The organism is Kitasatospora albolonga (genome assembly GCF_039535905.1).
In the GTDB taxonomy this organism is placed as follows: Bacteria; Actinomycetota; Actinomycetes; order Streptomycetales; family Streptomycetaceae; genus Kitasatospora; species Kitasatospora albolonga.
Genome location: NZ_BAAAYB010000089.1, coordinates 30,018 through 46,109, shown reverse-complemented (window position 1 = coordinate 46,109; position 16,092 = coordinate 30,018). Strand labels below are relative to the sequence as shown.

At 74.7% G+C, this 16,092-nt stretch carries 13 protein-coding genes; 9 read left to right on the top strand and 4 right to left on the bottom strand.

From position 1 onward, the window contains the following. Window positions 1-72 precede the first annotated feature (72 nt). From ABD946_RS21885 to sucD, 5 genes are all read left to right on the top strand, one after another. Window positions 73-1,167, top strand: coding sequence for an ATP-binding protein (locus ABD946_RS21885; protein WP_345286107.1), 1,095 nt, complete (start codon window positions 73-75; stop codon window positions 1,165-1,167). Between the two features lie 50 nt (window positions 1,168-1,217). Further along, a complete protein-coding gene (locus ABD946_RS21880) occupies window positions 1,218-3,995 on the top strand; it encodes a DUF5682 family protein (protein WP_345286104.1) in 2,778 nt (925 codons plus the stop codon). After that, window positions 3,995-5,206 (top strand): VWA domain-containing protein, encoded by a 1,212-nt coding sequence (locus ABD946_RS21875; protein WP_345286102.1) that lies wholly within the window; start codon window positions 3,995-3,997, stop codon window positions 5,204-5,206. Before ABD946_RS21880 ends, ABD946_RS21875 begins: the two co-directional genes overlap by 1 nt. A 367-nt stretch (window positions 5,207-5,573) precedes the next feature. Continuing rightward, window positions 5,574-6,746, top strand: a complete 1,173-nt coding sequence (gene sucC / locus ABD946_RS21870; protein ID WP_345286100.1) for an ADP-forming succinate--CoA ligase subunit beta — start codon at window positions 5,574-5,576, stop codon at window positions 6,744-6,746. Window positions 6,747-6,762: 16 nt separating this feature from the next. Next, on the top strand, window positions 6,763-7,647 hold the full coding sequence (sucD, locus tag ABD946_RS21865) for a succinate--CoA ligase subunit alpha (RefSeq protein ID WP_345286098.1): 885 nt from the start codon (window positions 6,763-6,765) through the stop codon (window positions 7,645-7,647). A gap of 117 nt (window positions 7,648-7,764) precedes the next feature. Here sucD and ABD946_RS21860 read toward each other — a convergent pair whose 3' ends face one another. After that, window positions 7,765-7,920 (bottom strand): hypothetical protein, encoded by a 156-nt coding sequence (locus ABD946_RS21860; protein ID WP_345286096.1) that lies wholly within the window; start codon window positions 7,918-7,920, stop codon window positions 7,765-7,767. A 126-nt stretch (window positions 7,921-8,046) separates the two neighbouring features. Continuing rightward, window positions 8,047-8,424, bottom strand: coding sequence for a hypothetical protein (locus tag ABD946_RS21855; protein ID WP_345286094.1), 378 nt, complete (start codon window positions 8,422-8,424; stop codon window positions 8,047-8,049). Window positions 8,425-8,580: 156 nt separating this feature from the next. On the opposite strand from ABD946_RS21855, the gene ABD946_RS21850 reads away from it, so the two are divergent. Further along, window positions 8,581-9,576, top strand: coding sequence for a helix-turn-helix transcriptional regulator (locus tag ABD946_RS21850; RefSeq protein WP_345286092.1), 996 nt, complete (start codon window positions 8,581-8,583; stop codon window positions 9,574-9,576). A gap of 111 nt (window positions 9,577-9,687) precedes the next feature. Here ABD946_RS21850 and ABD946_RS21845 read toward each other — a convergent pair whose 3' ends face one another. Beyond that, window positions 9,688-11,268, bottom strand: coding sequence for a LuxR C-terminal-related transcriptional regulator (locus ABD946_RS21845; RefSeq protein WP_345286090.1), 1,581 nt, complete (start codon window positions 11,266-11,268; stop codon window positions 9,688-9,690). Window positions 11,269-11,397: 129 nt separating this feature from the next. Here ABD946_RS21845 and ABD946_RS21840 point away from each other — a divergent pair, with 129 nt between their 5' ends. Continuing rightward, window positions 11,398-12,705 (top strand): cell division protein PerM, encoded by a 1,308-nt coding sequence (locus ABD946_RS21840; RefSeq protein ID WP_345286088.1) that lies wholly within the window; start codon window positions 11,398-11,400, stop codon window positions 12,703-12,705. 143 nt (window positions 12,706-12,848) lie between these two features. On the opposite strand, the gene ABD946_RS21835 is transcribed toward ABD946_RS21840, so the two are convergent. Continuing rightward, window positions 12,849-13,505 (bottom strand): hypothetical protein, encoded by a 657-nt coding sequence (locus ABD946_RS21835; protein WP_345286086.1) that lies wholly within the window; start codon window positions 13,503-13,505, stop codon window positions 12,849-12,851. A 349-nt stretch (window positions 13,506-13,854) separates the two neighbouring features. Between ABD946_RS21835 and purN the strand changes: the two genes are divergently transcribed. Further along, window positions 13,855-14,496, top strand: coding sequence for a phosphoribosylglycinamide formyltransferase (gene purN / locus ABD946_RS21830; RefSeq protein WP_345286347.1), 642 nt, complete (start codon window positions 13,855-13,857; stop codon window positions 14,494-14,496). Next, on the top strand, window positions 14,493-16,073 hold the full coding sequence (gene purH, locus ABD946_RS21825; RefSeq protein WP_345286084.1) for a bifunctional phosphoribosylaminoimidazolecarboxamide formyltransferase/IMP cyclohydrolase: 1,581 nt from the start codon (window positions 14,493-14,495) through the stop codon (window positions 16,071-16,073). The genes purN and purH overlap by 4 nt, the downstream gene beginning before the upstream one ends. The last annotated feature ends 19 nt before the right edge of the window (window positions 16,074-16,092 follow it).

Here is a 16,092-nt window from a genome sequence, read left to right as displayed (position 1 = left end):
TCTGCACCCAGCACGTCCCCCTCCGTTCCCTTGCCACAGCTCTGCCCTGAGGCCGATCCAGAGGAGCTTTTGATGACTGCTCAGACCGCTGAGGTGCTCCGCGCGCACGCCGAGGACGCCTTCGCCGCCGAGCTGGCCGCGCTCGCCGCCCAGGACGACCGGCCGCGCCCCGAGCGCTGGCGCCTCTCGCCCTGGGCGGTGGCCACCTACCTGCTCGGCGGCACGCTGCCCGACGGCACCGTGATCACCCCCAAGTACGTCGGCCCGCGCCGCACCGTCGAGGTCGCGGTCACCACGCTGGCCACCGACCGGGCGCTGCTGCTGCTGGGCGTCCCCGGCACCGCCAAGACCTGGGTCTCCGAGCACCTGGCCGCCGCGATCAGCGGGGACTCCACCCTGCTGGTGCAGGGCACCGCCGGCACCCCCGAGGAGGCCGTCCGGTACGGGTGGAACTACGCGCAGCTGCTCGCCCACGGGCCCAGCCGGGACGCGCTGGTGCCCTCGCCGGTGATGCGGGCGATGGCGCACGGGCAGATCGCCCGGGTCGAGGAGCTCACCCGCATCCCGGCCGACGTGCAGGACAGCCTGATCACCATCCTCTCCGAGAAGACCCTGCCCATACCGGAGTTGGGCGCCGAGCAGCAGGCGGTCCGCGGCTTCAACCTGATCGCCACCGCCAACGACCGCGACCGGGGGGTGAACGAGCTGTCCAGCGCCCTGCGCCGCCGGTTCAACACCGTGGTCCTCCCGCTGCCCGGCTCGCTGGAGGAGGAGGTCGAGATCGTCAGCCGTCGGGTCGCCCAGCTCGGCCGCTCGCTCGACCTGCCGCAACTCCCGGACGGGGCGGCCGAGATCCGCCGGGTGGTGACGGTCTTCCGCGAGCTGCGGGCCGGCGTCACCGCCGACGGCCGGACGAAGGTGAAGACCCCCAGCGGCACCCTCTCCACCGCCGAGGCCATCTCGGTGGTGACCAACGGCCTGGCGCTGGCCACCCACTTCGGGGACGGCGCGCTGCGCGCGGGGGACGTGGTGCCGGGCGTGGCCGGGGCGGTGCTGCGCGATCCGGGCGCCGACACGGTGGTCTGGCAGGAGTACCTGGAGGGCGTGCTGCGCGAGCGGGACGGCTGGAAGGACTTCTACCGCGCAGCCCGGGAGAACGCGCACTGAGCGGGGGCGGGTCGGCGGAACGGGCGGGAAGCGAACGAGGGGAGTACGGAATGAGCGCGGCAGCGGAGGTCACCCTGCTCGGCGTCCGCCACCACGGGCCGGGCTCGGCCCGGGCGGTGGGGGCCGCCCTGGAGCGGCTGCGGCCGGACGTGGTGCTGATCGAGGGCCCGCCGGAGGCCGACGCCGTGGTCGGGCTGGCGGCCGAGGAGGGCATGGTGCCGCCGGTCGCGCTGCTCGCGCACGCGGCTGACGACCCGTCACGGGCGGCGTTCTGGCCGTTCGCGTCCTTCTCCCCGGAGTGGGTGGCGATCCGGTACGCGACCGGGCGCGGCGTCCCGGTCTCCTTCATCGACCTGCCGGCCGGGTACGGGCTGGCGCCCGCCCCCGATCCGGCTCCCGAAGCCGCTCCCGGCCCCGCGGCCGACGCTGCGGGAACCGAGCACGGGCCGTCCGCCGTGGAGACCGTCGACGCCCCGGACGGCCCGGGAGTGCCGGGGGGCACTTCCGCGCCGTCCGCGGGCGCGGGGACGGAGTCTGACGACGCGTCGGGCTTCGATCCGATCGGGGCCCTCGCGGCGGCGGCCGGGCACGCCGACCCGGAGGCCTGGTGGGAGGACGTGATCGAGCACCGCCTCCCCGGCAGCGGCCCCGGAGCGGATCCACTGGCCCCGTTCCAGGCCGTCGCCGAGGCGATGACGGCGCTGCGCGAGCGCTACCCGGCCGGGCGCCGGGACGAGCTGCGCGAGGCGTACATGCGGCAGGCGCTCCGGGCCGCCAAGCGGGCCGGGCACGGGCGCATCGTCGTGGTCTGCGGCGCCTGGCACGTCCCGGCGCTGGCCACCCTGCCGACGGTCGCGCACGACCGGGCCCTGCTGGCCACCCTGCCGAAGAAGGTCAGGACGGAGGTCACCTGGGTGCCGTGGACGCACCGCAGGCTCTCCCAGCACACCGGCTACGGTGCCGGGATCGACTCGCCCGGCTGGTACCACCACCTCTTCACCGCCGGAGCCGACGCCCCGTCAGGAGGGACCGCCCCGGCCGACGGTGCGGCGGTCGGCGGCGGGGCGACCGACGCCGGTTCTCGGGCGTTGGCGCTCTGGACGACCAGGGCGGCCGAGCTGCTCCGGGCCGAGGACCACCCGGTCTCCTCCGCGCACGTGATCGAGGCCGTCCGGCTGGCCGAGACGCTCGCCGTGCTGCGCGGCCGTCCGCTGCCCGGGCTGCCGGAGACGCTGGACGCGATCCTCTCCGTGCTGTGCGACGGCTCCGAGGTCGCGCTGGAGCTGGTCCGCGAGCGGCTGGTGATCGGCGACGCGCTCGGTGAAGTCCCGGACGGCGCACCGACGGTGCCGCTCCAGCGGGACCTCGCCCGCCTGCAGCGCAGCCTGCGGCTTAAGCCGGAGCCCGAGCCGCGCGAGCTCGCCCTCGACCTGCGGAAGGAGAACGACGCGGCCCGCTCCCTGCTGCTGCACCGGCTGCGGTTGATCGGGATCCGCTGGGGGCAGCGGACGCAGGACGCCGTCCGCGCCACTGGCACCTTCCGGGAGAGCTGGCGGCTGCACTGGCAGCCGGAGTTCGCGGTGGACATCGCGGTGGCGGCCCAGTGGGGCACCACCGTGGAGGCGGCCGCCACCGGCCGGGCGGTCGAGCTGGCGGCGGGGGCCGACGGCCTGCCGCAGCTCACCCGGCTGGTTGAGGACTGCCTGCTGGCCGGGCTGCCGGCCGCCCTGCCGCCGGTGATGCGGGCGTTGGCGGACCGGGCGGCGCTCGACACCGACGTGGCCCAACTCGCCGAGGCACTGCCCGCGTTGGTCCGCGCCCTGCGCTACGGCGACGTCCGGGGCACCGACGGCTCCGCGCTGGCCGCGGTGGCGCACGGCCTGGCCGACCGGATCTGCGTCGGCCTGCCCCCGGCCTGCGTGGGGCTCGACGCGGAGCAGGCGGCGGTGCTGCGTGGCCACGTCGAGGGTGTCCACGCGGCCGTCGCGCTGCTCACGGCGGACGCGGCAGGCGGGGCGGGTGAGGCCGTCGACGCGGTCCCGGGCGGTCGCCCGGCCGGTGCGGCCGGTGCGGGCGGCGCGGGCGCCGGGGAGGACGCCTCCGGGGGCGTACCGGTCGCGCCGGGCGGATCGCTGGCCGACCGGTGGGCCGGTGCGCTGCGGTCGCTGGCCCGCCGTCAGCCCGGGGCGCCGGCGGGCGTGGGTGGCACCGCCGGGCCGGGTGCGGCGGGCGCGGTGCCCGGCCTGCTGCGAGGGCGTGCGGTGCGGCTGTTGCTGGACGGCGGCCGGATCGACTCGGCGGAGGCCGGGCAGCAGCTCGGCCTGGTGCTCTCGCACGCCAACCCACCGGCGGACACCGCCGGTTGGGTGGAGGGGTTCCTGGCCGGCAGCGGCGTCCTGCTGCTGCACGACCCGGAGCTGCTGGCCCTGCTGGACGGCTGGCTGAGCACCGTTCCGGACGAGGTGTTCACCGATGTGCTGCCGCTGCTGCGCCGGACCTTCGCCGCCCTGGAGGCCGGGGTCCGCCGCACGGTCGGCGAGCAGGTCGCGGCAGGCCGGCTCGGTGCCGCGGCCGGCCTGGTCGGCCCGGCCGGTACGCCGGTCGTCGAGGAGCTGGACGGTGAGCGGGCCGAGGCGGCGCTGCCCGTGCTCCGCCTCCTCCTCGGCCTGGCGCAGCCCGCCGGGGCCGAGGCCGGGCCCGGGGCGTCGGCCGGCACGGCGACCTCCGGCACCAGCAGCGGCACCGGCTCCGCCGGCGCGGCCGTCGGCACCGCGGACGCGGCACCCCACCCCCGGATCCCCCGTCAGACCGACCGCAGGAGCGCCTGATGACGACCACTCGGCCCACTGGACAGCTGGCGCCGGAGCAGTTGCCGCAGCAGACGGAGCAGGCCCGCCAGGAGCGGCTGCGCCGCTGGCGGCTGGTGCTCGGCGGCGAGGCCGACGGCACCGGCCGCACCCTGGCCGGCCGGGACGCGGCGATGGACGGCGCGCTCGCCGCGCTCTACCGGGGAGCGGACGAGGGCGGCGCCCGCCCCCGCACCACGGGCCCCCGTTCGGCCGGCCTCGGCGGCTCGGCCCCGCAGGTGGCCCGCTGGCTGGGTGACATCCGGGAGTACTTCCCGACCTCCGTGGTCCAGGTGATGCAGCAGGACGCGATCACCCGGCTGGGGCTCGAACGGCTGCTGCTGGAGCCGGAGATGCTGGAGGCCGTCGAGCCGGACGTGCACCTGGTCTCCACCCTGCTCTCCCTCAAGCACGCCCTGCCGGAGACCACCAGGGAGACGGCCCGGGCCGTGGTCGCCCGGGTGGTGGCGGACTTGGAGCGCAGGCTCGCCGACCGGACCCGGGCCACCCTCGGCGGTGCGCTCGACCGCAGCGCCCGGGTCGCCCGTCCGCGCCACCGGGACATCGACTGGGGCCGCACCATCCGGGCCAACCTCGCCAACTACCTCCCCGAGCACCGCACCGTGGTGCCGGAGCGGCTGGTCGGCTACGCCAGGGCGCAGCGCTCGGTGAAGAAGGAGGTGATCCTCTGCGTGGACCAGTCCGGCTCGATGGCCCCGTCCGTGGTCCACTCGGCGGTCTTCGGCGCGGTGCTCTCCTCGATGAAGACGCTCGCCACCCGGCTGGTGGTCTTCGACACCTCGGTGGTGGACCTCACCGAGCAGCTCACCGATCCGGTGGACGTCCTGTTCGCCACCCAGCTCGGCGGCGGCACCGACATCAACCGGGCGCTGGCGTACTGCCAGTCCCGGATCACCCGCCCCGCCGACACGGTGGTGGTGCTGATCAGCGACCTCTACGAGGGCGGCATCAGGGACGAGATGCTCAAGCGGGTGGCCGCGATGAAGGCGGCCGGGGTGCAGTTCGTCGCGCTGCTCGCGCTCTCCGACGAGGGGGCGCCCGCGTACGACCACGCGCACGCCGCCGCGCTGGCCGCGCTCGGCTGTCCGGCCTTCGCCTGCACGCCGGACGCCTTCCCCGAGATCATGGCGGCGGCCGTCGAGCGCCGGCCGCTGCCGGTCCCGCAGACCTGACGGACGGCCCTGCGGAGGGAAGGGGCAACTGACGGAGTGTCCGAACGATTCACCCGGACGAGCGGTGACGGATCGGTGCTCACGGCGCGCCCCGACCACCGGTGAGCTGCGCGGGCGGCGCGCCCGGGGCGGCCGGTTGTGACGGTTCTCACCAAAGCGGAGCGGGCCCCGGGCGAAACACGCCGGTCGGACGGGGATAACCTGCCATGCGGACGTGACGCGCGTGTTGATTGACGTGTGCGCCCGTGGCTGTGTGGGCCGCAAGGCTGTCTCTGCGTACCCGCCCAGCCTCGACGACCCGCAGCGAAGATCCTGCCGTGGCACGCTCGTAGAGACACAATCCGCGACCACGAACAAGGACAAACACGTGGACCTGTTCGAGTACCAGGCGAGGGACCTCTTCGCCAAGCACGGTGTGCCCGTGCTTGACGGCGATGTCATCGAGACCGCCGCAGACGCTGCCGCCATCGCGGAGCGCTTCGGCGGCCGCGCCGTCGTCAAGGCTCAGGTGAAGGTGGGTGGCCGAGGCAAGGCCGGTGGCGTGAAGCTCGCCTCCGACCCGGCCGACGCCGTCGCCAAGGCCGAGGCGATCCTCGGTATGGACATCAAGGGCCACACCGTCAACAAGGTGATGCTGGCTCAGACGGCGGACATCAAGGAGGAGTACTACGTCTCCTTCCTGCTGGACCGCACCAACCGCACCTTCCTGGCCATGGCCAGCGTCGAGGGCGGCGTGGAGATCGAGGTCGTCGCCGAGGAGAACCCCGACGCGCTCGCCAAGATCCCGGTCGACGCCAACGAGGGCTGCACCCCGGAGAAGGCCGCCGAGATCGTCGCCGCGGCCAAGTTCCCGGCCGAGATCGCCGACCAGGTCGCCGACGTGCTGGTGAAGCTCTGGAAGGTCTTCATCGCCGAGGACGCCCTCCTCGTCGAGGTCAACCCGCTGATCAAGTCCGGTGACGGCAAGATCATCGCGCTCGACGGCAAGGTCTCGCTGGACGAGAACGCCGAGTTCCGTCAGCCGCACCACGAGGAGCTCGAGGACAAGGCCGCGGCCAACCCCCTCGAGGCTGCCGCCAAGGCCAAGGGCCTGAACTACGTCAAGCTCGACGGCCAGGTCGGCATCATCGGCAACGGCGCGGGCCTCGTCATGAGCACCCTCGACGTGGTCGCCTACGCCGGTGAGAACCACGGTGGCGTCAAGCCCGCCAACTTCCTCGACATCGGTGGCGGCGCCTCCGCCGAGGTGATGGCGAACGGCCTGGAGATCATCCTGGGCGACGCCGACGTCAAGTCGGTCTTCGTCAACGTCTTCGGCGGCATCACCGCGTGCGACGCGGTCGCCAACGGCATCGTGCAGGCGCTGGCCCTGCTCGAGGAGAAGGGCGAGGCGGTCACCAAGCCGCTGGTCGTCCGCCTCGACGGCAACAACGCCGAGCTGGGTCGCAAGATCCTGACCGACGCCAACCACCCGCTGGTGCAGCAGGTGGACACCATGGACGGTGCGGCCGACCGCGCCGCCGAGCTGGCCAACAAGTAAGGAAGGGGACTGAATCATGGCTATCTTCCTCACCAAGGACAGCAAGGTCATCGTCCAGGGCATGACCGGCTCCGAGGGCATGAAGCACACCCGTCGGATGCTCGCCTCCGGCACCCAGATCGTCGGTGGCGTGAACCCGCGCAAGGCCGGCACCACCGTTGACGTCGACGGCACCGAGGTGCCCGTCTTCGGCTCCGTCGCGGACGCCATCGCGGCCACCGGCGCCGACGTCACCGTGATCTTCGTTCCGCCGAAGTTCACCAAGGACGCCGTGGTCGAGGCGATCGACGCCGAGATCGGCCTCGCGGTCGTCATCACCGAGGGCGTTCCGGTGCACGACACCGCCGCGTTCTGGGCCTACGCCGGTTCCAAGGGCAACAAGACCCGGATCATCGGCCCGAACTGCCCCGGCCTGATCTCCCCCGGGCAGTCCAACGCGGGCATCATCCCGGCCGACATCACCCAGGCCGGCAAGATCGGCCTGGTCTCGAAGTCGGGCACCCTGACCTACCAGCTCATGTACGAGCTGCGGGACATCGGCTTCACCTCGGCCGTCGGCATCGGTGGCGACCCGGTCATCGGCACCACCCACATCGACGCGCTCAAGGCGTTCCAGGACGACCCGGACACCGAGCTGATCGTGATGATCGGTGAGATCGGCGGCGACGCCGAGGAGCGTGCCGCGGCCTTCATCGCCGAGTACGTCACCAAGCCGGTCGTCGGCTACGTCGCGGGCTTCACCGCCCCCGAGGGCAAGACCATGGGCCACGCCGGCGCCATCGTCTCCGGCTCCTCCGGCACCGCCCAGGCGAAGAAGGAGGCCCTCGAGGCCGCCGGTGTCAAGGTCGGCAAGACGCCGTCCGAGACCGCCCGCCTGGCCCGTGAGCTGATCGCCAAGTAAGGCTCACCGCACGGCAGTACGGCAACACCGAAGGACCCGCGCCCCCCGGCGCGGGTCCTTCGGCGTTCGTGGCGGGACGGCTGCCCTGCAGGTGCAGCGGTCCGCGGGGGCACCGACTTACTGCCAGGTCATGTCGTACTGGACGACGACCGGGACGGTGCCGGAGGCGGTGGCCGCAGCGGCCGGGGCGCTCTGGGCGGCCAGGGCGGGGACGACGACGGCGAGGGCGAGGGCGACGACCGCGGCGGCCTCGGCGATGTGGGTGCGCAGCATGGCGAGTCCTTCGGAGAGAAGTGGGGTGTGGAGTGGCTCCGGAGTCCTGCGTCCCGCGGTGACGCTTCCGGCCTCCGGGCCGGCCGGTGGGGTGTCCCTTCCGGCGATCACTACTCTCGTCGCAGGTCAGGGCCGATGGAAGGGATCTCCGGTGGACGGAAAGGTCCTTGGACCGTTCCGTCCACCGAGGCCGTAACCGGCCAGTCCGAGCTCCACGGCGGGTGCGATCAGCGGGGCGGCCGCGCGGCCCGTCCCCCAGCCCAGCAGCGCGGGGTGGAGGTGCACCGCGCGGTCCATCAGCACGGCGGCCCGCCGCTCGGCCTGGTGCAGGTCATCGGCGATGAGGAAGAGCCCGACCACGGGGTGCGGCACCACCCGGCCGTGCACCACGACGTGCTCCAGGCAGTCCTCGGGCCGGGCGGTCGCGCGGATCAGTTCGGCCGTCTCCGTGGGGAGTTGGGCGCCCTGCGCGGATTGCCGGAGTTCGACGTGGATGAGGTACATGAGCCGACTGTGCCAATGCCTGAATCGGCTGAACAGGGGTGAAAGCTGGACGGTCTGGGCCGTGGCCCGAAGCGTCCAAACCCGGTCGTCACTTGACGGAGTCTCGTGTAATGATCCTTCGAACACTTTGTAAGAAGAGTGATTTAGGTGGGGGAAATGCTCACGACTCTCGGGTTGGACACGACCTCGGAAGCGGTCTACCGAGCCATGCTGATGCACCCGCAGGAGGGCGTGGCCGGTCTGGCGGAGGTCACCGGCCTGGCCGAGGCGGACGTGCGGGCAGCGCTGGACGTGCTCAGTGAGCTCGCCCTGGTACGGCCGTCCTACGAACAGAGCGGGGCAATGCGCGCGGTCTCGCCGGACGTCGGGATGGAGATCCTGATGACCCGCCAGCAGGCCGAGCTGGCCGCCCAGCAGCTGCGGATCGAGGCCTCCCGGGCAGCCGCCGCCCAGCTGATCGCCGAGTACTCGGACATGCGGCCGACCACCGCGCACCCGGGCGTGGAGCAGTTGGTCGGGCTGGACGCCATCCGGGGCAGGCTCTCCTCCCTCACCCGGGAGGTCAAGGACGAGGTGATGACCTTCGCCCCGGACGGTGCGCACACCCGGGAGAGCATGGAGGCGTCCCGGCCGCTCAACCAGGACCTGCTGGACCGGGGCGTCCGGATGCGCACCGTCTACCTGGAGAGCTGCCGCAACAACCAGCCGACCGTGGAGCACGTCGAGTGGATCTCCGCGCGCGGCGGCCAGGTCCGGCTGGCACCCTCGCTGCCGACCCGGATGATCATCACCGACCGGACCACCGTGGTGATCCCGGTGAACGGCGAGGACAGCGCCGCCGCCGCCGTGGTGCTCACCGGGCACGGGACGGTGACCGCGCTCTGCGCGCTGTTCGAGAACGTCTGGTCCAGCGCCCAGCCGCTCGGCACCTCCAGCACCCCGGACGTCCACGGGCTCACCCCGCAGGAGGCCACCGCGATCCGGCTGCTGGCCGAGGGCTTCACCGACGAGGCGATCGGCAAGCGGCTCGGCGTCTCGCAGCGGACCGCCCGGCGGACCGCCACCGATCTGATGGAGCGTCTGGGCGCCCGCAGCCGTTTCGAGGCCGGGGTCAAGGCCGTCCAGCACGGCTGGCTGCCCAGCCGGCCCTGACCGCCGGGCCCTGACTGCCCGGCCATGCGTGCCCGGCCGAGCCCAGCCCAGCCCGGGCCGACCGGCCCGGTTCGGCGCGGGCCGGTTCCGGCCACCGCCGGTGACCCGCCGTCAGGCGGGTGGCAGCTCGAAGCGGAGCGGGGCGTGGCCGGGCCCGGTGGACCCGCCGGGCCCGGCAGCCGGGCAGAGCCGCAGCGGCGGGCAGGGCACGGCGGGGACCGGTACCGGGACCGGCGGCACCAGCGGTACGGCCGATGCCGCCGCCGACGGAGCCTGAGCCGCCGACGGAGCAGGAGCCGGGGGCAGCACCGCCTCGGCCAGCGGTCCGAGGCCCTCGGCCGTAGCGGCACCCGCAGCGGCACCTGGCGTGGCACCCCCAGCCGCGGCCGGAGCCGGTTCGGGCGCCGGCCCCAGCGGCAGTGAGCTGCCCGGGGTCGGGCCGCACCAGTGGCTGAGCAGGCCCGGCCAGACCGTGACGTCCGACCGGACGGGCCCCGCGCTGCCGCTGTCGGCGGTGGAGCAGACCGACGGGGGCGCGAGTGCGGGCTCCCGGAAGAGGGCTGACGGACCGTTGCCCGCCAGGGTGGCCAGCATCGTCGCCGTCATGCCCAGCGTGACGACTCCGGCGGCGGCCGTCAGCAGCCCGGACCGCAGCCGGCCCCGTGCCCGGAGCAGTCCGGGGGAGGGGGCCTTGGCCGCGGGGCAGCCGTGGACCGCGGCCCGGTGCAGCAGCTCGCCCAGGTGGTCGCCGAAGCCCTCCGCCGTCGGGTCCGGCCCCACCAGGGCCGGTACCGAGGCGGCCATCGCCGCCCGCGCGCTGAGCACCCGCCCGGCCGCCGCCGCGTTACTCGACTCGACCTCGGCCGCCACCTGTTCGGCGCTCAGTCCGAGCGCGTCGTGGAGGACCAGGGCCCGCAGTTGAGGGCGGGTCAGCCGGCCGAGCGCCTTGAGCAGGTCGCGGTCGCGCGGGGTGAGGCCGTCCGGCTCCGGAGCCGCCGCGTCCGGCAGCGGGTGCACCCGGATCCGGCGCCTCGGCAGCCGCCGCGGGTGGGCTCGGCGCGGGCCGCCGCGGTGCCACGGCGCCTGCGCGGCCTCGAAGGCGTACGCGCGGGCCCAGGCCTCCGGATCCGGCAGCGCCCCCACCTCCCGCCAGCGCCGGCCGGCCGCCGAGAGGGCCAGGTGCACCGCGTGCAGGGCGCGGTGGCGGCAGGCGGTGAGCAGGAAGGTCTGCTGCACCAGGCGGACGTGGGTGAGCGCGCAGAACTGCTCGAACCCCTCCGGGCGCGGCTCCGTCACGGCGCCCGGCAGGCCGCCTGCGACGGGCACGGGTGCCGGGGCGGGCTCCGGGGTGGGCTCCGGCGCGCTCCCGGTCCCGGTCTCCGGCTCGGCAGCGGCGTCACCGCCGGCACCGTCACCGCTACCGCCACCGTCGACGTCAGCGGCGGCGGCGGGAGCCGGGGCGAGCCGGGCGGCGACGGCGACGGCCTCCGCCCGGGTGTGCACGCCGAGCTTGCGCATCGCCCGGTGCAGGTGGGTGCGCGCTGTGCCGGTGGAGACGCCGAGGGCCTCGGCGATGGTCCTGGTGTCCCGGCCGGAGGCCAGCAGGGCGAGGGCCTGGGCCTCACGCGGCGTCAGCAGGCGGAGCAGCCGGTCCGGGTCGGCCTGCGGACGGGCGGGTGCCGGGGAGGTCACCGCGCCCCCCGGGGCGGGCGGTCGGGCTGGCGTCGAGCCGGGACTGGGCACATGAAGTGATAATCCGGGACACGGCGGAGCTTTGCCTCTTCACGGGGCACAACGGGTGATCTTGGGAGCATGAGGCCCATGACGCAGCTGATGGGCCGTCCGATCCTGGGCCTGCCGGGCGAACTGGGAGTCCGCCCCTTCCTCGCCGACCTGCTGGCCGGAGTCCGCACCGCGCTGCTCACCCTGGCCCTGGTGGCCGTGCCGGTGCTGGCCCTCTGGGTGGTCACCCCGTACGCGGACGACACCGCCGCCGGGGCCGGGCGGGTGGCGGGCGCGCTCTGGCTGCTCGGACACGGGGCACCGCTCGCCCGCGGTCCGGCGGGCGTTCCGCTGACCCTCACCCCGCTGCTGCCCACCGTGGTCACGGCCGTGCTGCTGGTCCGTACGGGGCAGCGCCTGGGGCGGCGCGAGCGCCTGCACTGGCGCGCGCCGTTGGCCGTGTGCGCCGGGTACCTGACGGTGGCCCTGGCCGCGGTGGCCCACTGCTCGGGGGAGGGGGAGCTGCGGGCCCGCCCGCTTCCCGATCTGGCGGCGGTCGCGCTCCTGGTGGCCGTCTCGCTCGGGGTCGGGGTCGGCTCGGTGGACGGCCGGCTGCGGCTGCCCGCCCGCCTCGTGCTTCCGGAGCGGTGGACGGACCGGGTGCCGGCCATGGCCAGGCCCACGGGCGGTGGGCCCGCCGTGCTGCGGGCCGCCGGGGCGGGCGTGCTCGGCCTGGTCGGGGCGGGCGCGGCGGTGTTCGGCGGGACGGTGCTGCTCGGGCTGGGTGCGGCGGGACGGTCGGCGGCGGACTTCGGCGGCGGGCCCGCGACGGTCGGCGGGCTGGCGCTGGCCTGCGCGCTGCTGGTGCCCAACGCCGTGCTCTGGGCGGCGGGCTACGCACTCGGGCCCGGTTTCGCGGTCGGAACGGGAACGGTGGTCGCGCCGCTCGGGGCCCGGGTCGGCGAGGTGCCGGACTTCCCGCTGTTCGCGCTGCTGCCGGAGAGCGGGGCGGCGGGGTGGTGGCCGGCGGTCTGCGTCCTGCCGCTGCTGGCCGGGCTGGTCCCGGCGGCTCTGCTCGGCCGGGCGGCGCTGCGGGGGGAGTGGCACCCGGTGGCCACCGCCCTGGCCGCGCTGGGCAGTTCGCTGCTGGCCGGAGCCTCCGCAGGGCTGGCCGCCTGGGCCGCGGGCGGTGCGCTGGCCGCCGACCGGATGGCCCGCCTCGGCCCCGTCCCCTGGCAGTCGGCCGTCGCCACCCTCGCCTGGCTGGCCGCCGTCACCGTCCCCGGCGCCCTCCTCACCCGGGTCTGGCCCGCCCTGACCACCCGTCACCTCTCCCGGGCCCGCCGCGCCACCCACGCGGCGCTCGTCCGCCTCTCCGAGCTCGGCTCCCGCAGCTCCGACGACTGACCACGACCCGCAGCGGCCGTGCCGGACCCGCCTCCGTGCCGGACCTACTGCGGGTGCCGGACCTACCGCGGACCCGCCTCCGTGCCGGACCTACCGCCGCGTCGGACCCGCCTCCCCGCTGACCCGCAGCGGCCGCGCCGCGTCTACCGCCCCGGGTTGTAGAGGTTGACGACGATGCTCGGGGCGAGGTCGTCGCAGCTGTCCACGGCCTGGGAGGTCAGGGCGCTGCTGACGCAGTTCACGTAGTCCTGGTAGTAGAGCGTGACGCCCAGCGAGGCCAGCACGAACAGGACGGTGACGCCGCCCGTGACGAGGCCGCCGACCGCGGCGGGGGTCTGCGGGCGGACGGGCTGCGGGCCGGCGGCCGAAGGGGTGGCCGTGGCGTCGGGGTTGGCGCGCTGCTTGGTGCGCAGGGTGCTGATGCCCCAGTAGGCGGCCAGCGCCCCGAGCAGCAGGGCGACGTAGGGAATGCCGAGCACCACGCAGAAGAGGCCGCCCATGCCGGCCATCAGCGCGTGCCGGGAGCGGCGCTGGATCGGGTCGTTGGGGTCGAACTTCGGCTGCGGCGGAGCCGGCGGCGGGGTGCCCCAGCCGTTGCCCCGGTGGCCGGGGCTCCACGGGTGCGGCGGCGGGACCAGGCCGCGGTCGTCCCCGCCCTCACCCGGACCGGAGGAGCCGGAGCCGTCGGGCGGGGTGGAGGAGCCGGGCGGCGGGGTGCGCGGCTGCCAGGGCCGGTCGGGGGCATTCGCCGGCGGCGGCGCGAACGGGTTGCGCTCGCCGGTGTCGTCTCCGCTGCTCATCTGTCAGCCAAATCCTTCGTCGTGGTGGTCGGGCCGGGGGTGGGACGGGGGCGGACCCGGGAGGGCCGGGTCAATGATCCCGCAGGGGTGTGCGGGAGTCACACGGGTGTGGCCGATCCGCGTGCCGCGAGATCCCCGTCTCAACTACGCGCGTAGCGTTGCCGGGCGGTTACGAGGGCCCTCCGACCAGCCGTTATCGTGGTGACGGTCGAGGTCCGGGCAAGGTTCCCGGCCCGATCAGGCGCCGCCCGTAGTGGCCCCACCGACGGTGGACGTACCAGCGGGCACCCGACCGACGGAGATTCGCGCAGTGGCCGCTGCTTCCGCCCAGTCCACCCCGACCGACGCCGTGCAGACCTTCCCGCCGCGTACCCCGGGCCCCGCCCGCCTCGTGGTGCTGGTCTCCGGTTCGGGCACCAACCTCCAGGCGCTGATCGACGCCGTGACCCCCGCCTACGGCGCGGAGATCGTCGCCGTCGGAGCGGACCGGGACGGCATCGCGGGTCTGGAGCGCGCCGAGAAGGCGGGCATCCCGTCCTTCGTGCAGCGGATCAAGGACCACCCGGACCGGGCCGCCTGGGACGCGGCGCTGACCGCGGCGGTGGCCGCGTACGCGCCGGACCTGGTGGTCACCGCCGGGTTCATGAAGATCCTCGGCCCGGAGTTCGTGGCCGCCTTCGCCGGACGGATCGTCAACACCCACCCCGCGCTGCTGCCCGCCTTCCCGGGCGCGCACGGTGTCACCGACGCGCTCGCGTACGGCGTGAAGGTGACCGGCTGCACGGTCCACCTGGTGGACGGCGGCGTGGACACCGGCCCGATCATCGCCCAGGGTGTGGTCGAGGTCGAGGAGACCGACCACGCCGACGGCGGGGAAGCACTGCACGAGCGCATCAAGACTGTCGAGCGCCAGCTGCTCGTCGACGTCGTGGGCCGCCTGGCCCGCGAGGGTCACCGCATCGAGGACCGAAAGGTATGGATTCCGGCATGAGTGCCAGCTCCACCACGCCCCCCGTCTCGGAGGACGTCCGCCCGATCCGCCGCGCGCTGATCAGCGTGTACGACAAGACCGGTCTGGAGGAGCTGGCCCAGGGCCTGCACGCCGCCGGGGTCACCATCGTCTCCACCGGCTCCACCGCGGGCCGGATCGCCGCGGCCGGCGTGCCGGTCACCGAGGTCTCCGAGCTGACCGGCTTCCCGGAGTGCCTGGACGGCCGGGTCAAGACCCTGCACCCCCGGGTGCACGCCGGCGTGCTCGCCGACCTGCGGCTGGAGTCGCACCGTGCGCAGCTGGCCGAGCTGGAGATCGAGCCCTTCGACCTGGTCGTGGTGAACCTCTACCCGTTCACCGCCACCGTGGCCTCCGGCGCCACCCCGGACGAGTGCGTCGAGCAGATCGACATCGGCGGTCCGTCGATGGTCCGCGCGGCCGCCAAGAACCACCCCTCGGTGGCCGTGGTGGTCGACCCGGCCCGCTACGCGGACGTGCTGACGGCGGTTCAGGGCGGCGGCTTCGACCTGCTGACCCGCAAGCGCCTGGCCGGTGCCGCGTTCGCGCACACCGCCGCCTACGACGTCGCGGTGGCCTCCTGGTTCGAGGGCTCGGGCTACACCGAGAACACCGAGAGCTTCCCGGCCTTCCTGGGCGCGACGTACGAGCGCGAGAACGTGCTCCGCTACGGCGAGAACCCGCACCAGCAGGCGGCGCTGTACAGCGACGGCACCGGCGGCCTGGCCGGCGCCGAGCAGCTGCACGGCAAGGAGATGTCGTACAACAACTACGTGGACACCGACGCCGCCCGCCGGGCCGCGTACGACCACGCCGAGCCGGCCGTCGCGATCATCAAGCACGCCAACCCCTGCGGCATCGGCACCGGCGCGGACGTCGCCGAGGCGCACCGCAAGGCGCACGCCTGTGACCCGCTCTCCGCCTTCGGCGGCGTGATCGCGGTGAACCGTCCGGTCACCGTCGAGCTGGCCGAGCAGATCGCCGAGATCTTCACCGAGGTCGTCGTCGCCCCGGCGTACGAGGACGGCGCCGTCGAGGTGCTGGCCCGGAAGAAGAGCATCCGGGTGCTGCGCGCTCCCGAGGCCCCGGCCAACGCGGTCGAGGTCCGGCCGATCTCCGGCGGCGCCCTGCTGCAGCAGGTCGACCGGGTGGACGCGGCCGGTGACGACCCGTCGACCTGGACGCTGGCCACCGGCGAGGCGCTCTCCGAGGGCGAGCTGGCCGAGCTGGCCTTCGCCTGGCGGGCCTGCCGGGCCGTCAAGTCCAACGCGATCCTGCTGGCCAAGGGCGGCGCCTCGGTCGGCGTCGGCATGGGCCAGGTCAACCGGGTCGACTCGGCCAAGCTCGCGGTCGAGCGGGCCGGCGAGCGGGCGCAGGGCTCGTACGCCGCCTCGGACGCGTTCTTCCCGTTCCCGGACGGCCTCCAGGTGCTGCTGGACGGCGGCGTCAAGGCCGTGGTCCAGCCCGGCGGTTCGGTCCGCGACGACGAGGTGATCGCGGCTGCGAAGGCGGCCGGCGTGACGATGTACCTGACCGGGACCCGGCACTTCTTCCACTGAGCCCCGGCTCGCCGGGCCG

Bases quoted from the DNA above. Each gene is read 5' to 3' on its own strand.
- ABD946_RS21885 (WP_345286107.1), top strand. From the start codon at position 73: ATGACTGCTCAGACCGCTGAGGTGCTCCGCGCGCACGCCGAGGACGCC.
- ABD946_RS21880 (WP_345286104.1), top strand. From the start codon at position 1,218: ATGAGCGCGGCAGCGGAGGTCACCCTGCTCGGCGTCCGCCACCACGGG.
- ABD946_RS21875 (WP_345286102.1), top strand. From the start codon at position 3,995: ATGACGACCACTCGGCCCACTGGACAGCTGGCGCCGGAGCAGTTGCCG.
- sucD (WP_345286098.1), top strand. From the start codon at position 6,763: ATGGCTATCTTCCTCACCAAGGACAGCAAGGTCATCGTCCAGGGCATG.
- ABD946_RS21860 (WP_345286096.1), bottom strand. From the start codon at position 7,920: ATGCTGCGCACCCACATCGCCGAGGCCGCCGCGGTCGTCGCCCTCGCC.
- ABD946_RS21855 (WP_345286094.1), bottom strand. From the start codon at position 8,424: ATGTACCTCATCCACGTCGAACTCCGGCAATCCGCGCAGGGCGCCCAA.
- ABD946_RS21850 (WP_345286092.1), top strand. From the start codon at position 8,581: ATGCTCACGACTCTCGGGTTGGACACGACCTCGGAAGCGGTCTACCGA.
- ABD946_RS21840 (WP_345286088.1), top strand. From the start codon at position 11,398: ATGACGCAGCTGATGGGCCGTCCGATCCTGGGCCTGCCGGGCGAACTG.
- ABD946_RS21835 (WP_345286086.1), bottom strand. From the start codon at position 13,505: ATGAGCAGCGGAGACGACACCGGCGAGCGCAACCCGTTCGCGCCGCCG.
- purH (WP_345286084.1), top strand. From the start codon at position 14,493: ATGAGTGCCAGCTCCACCACGCCCCCCGTCTCGGAGGACGTCCGCCCG.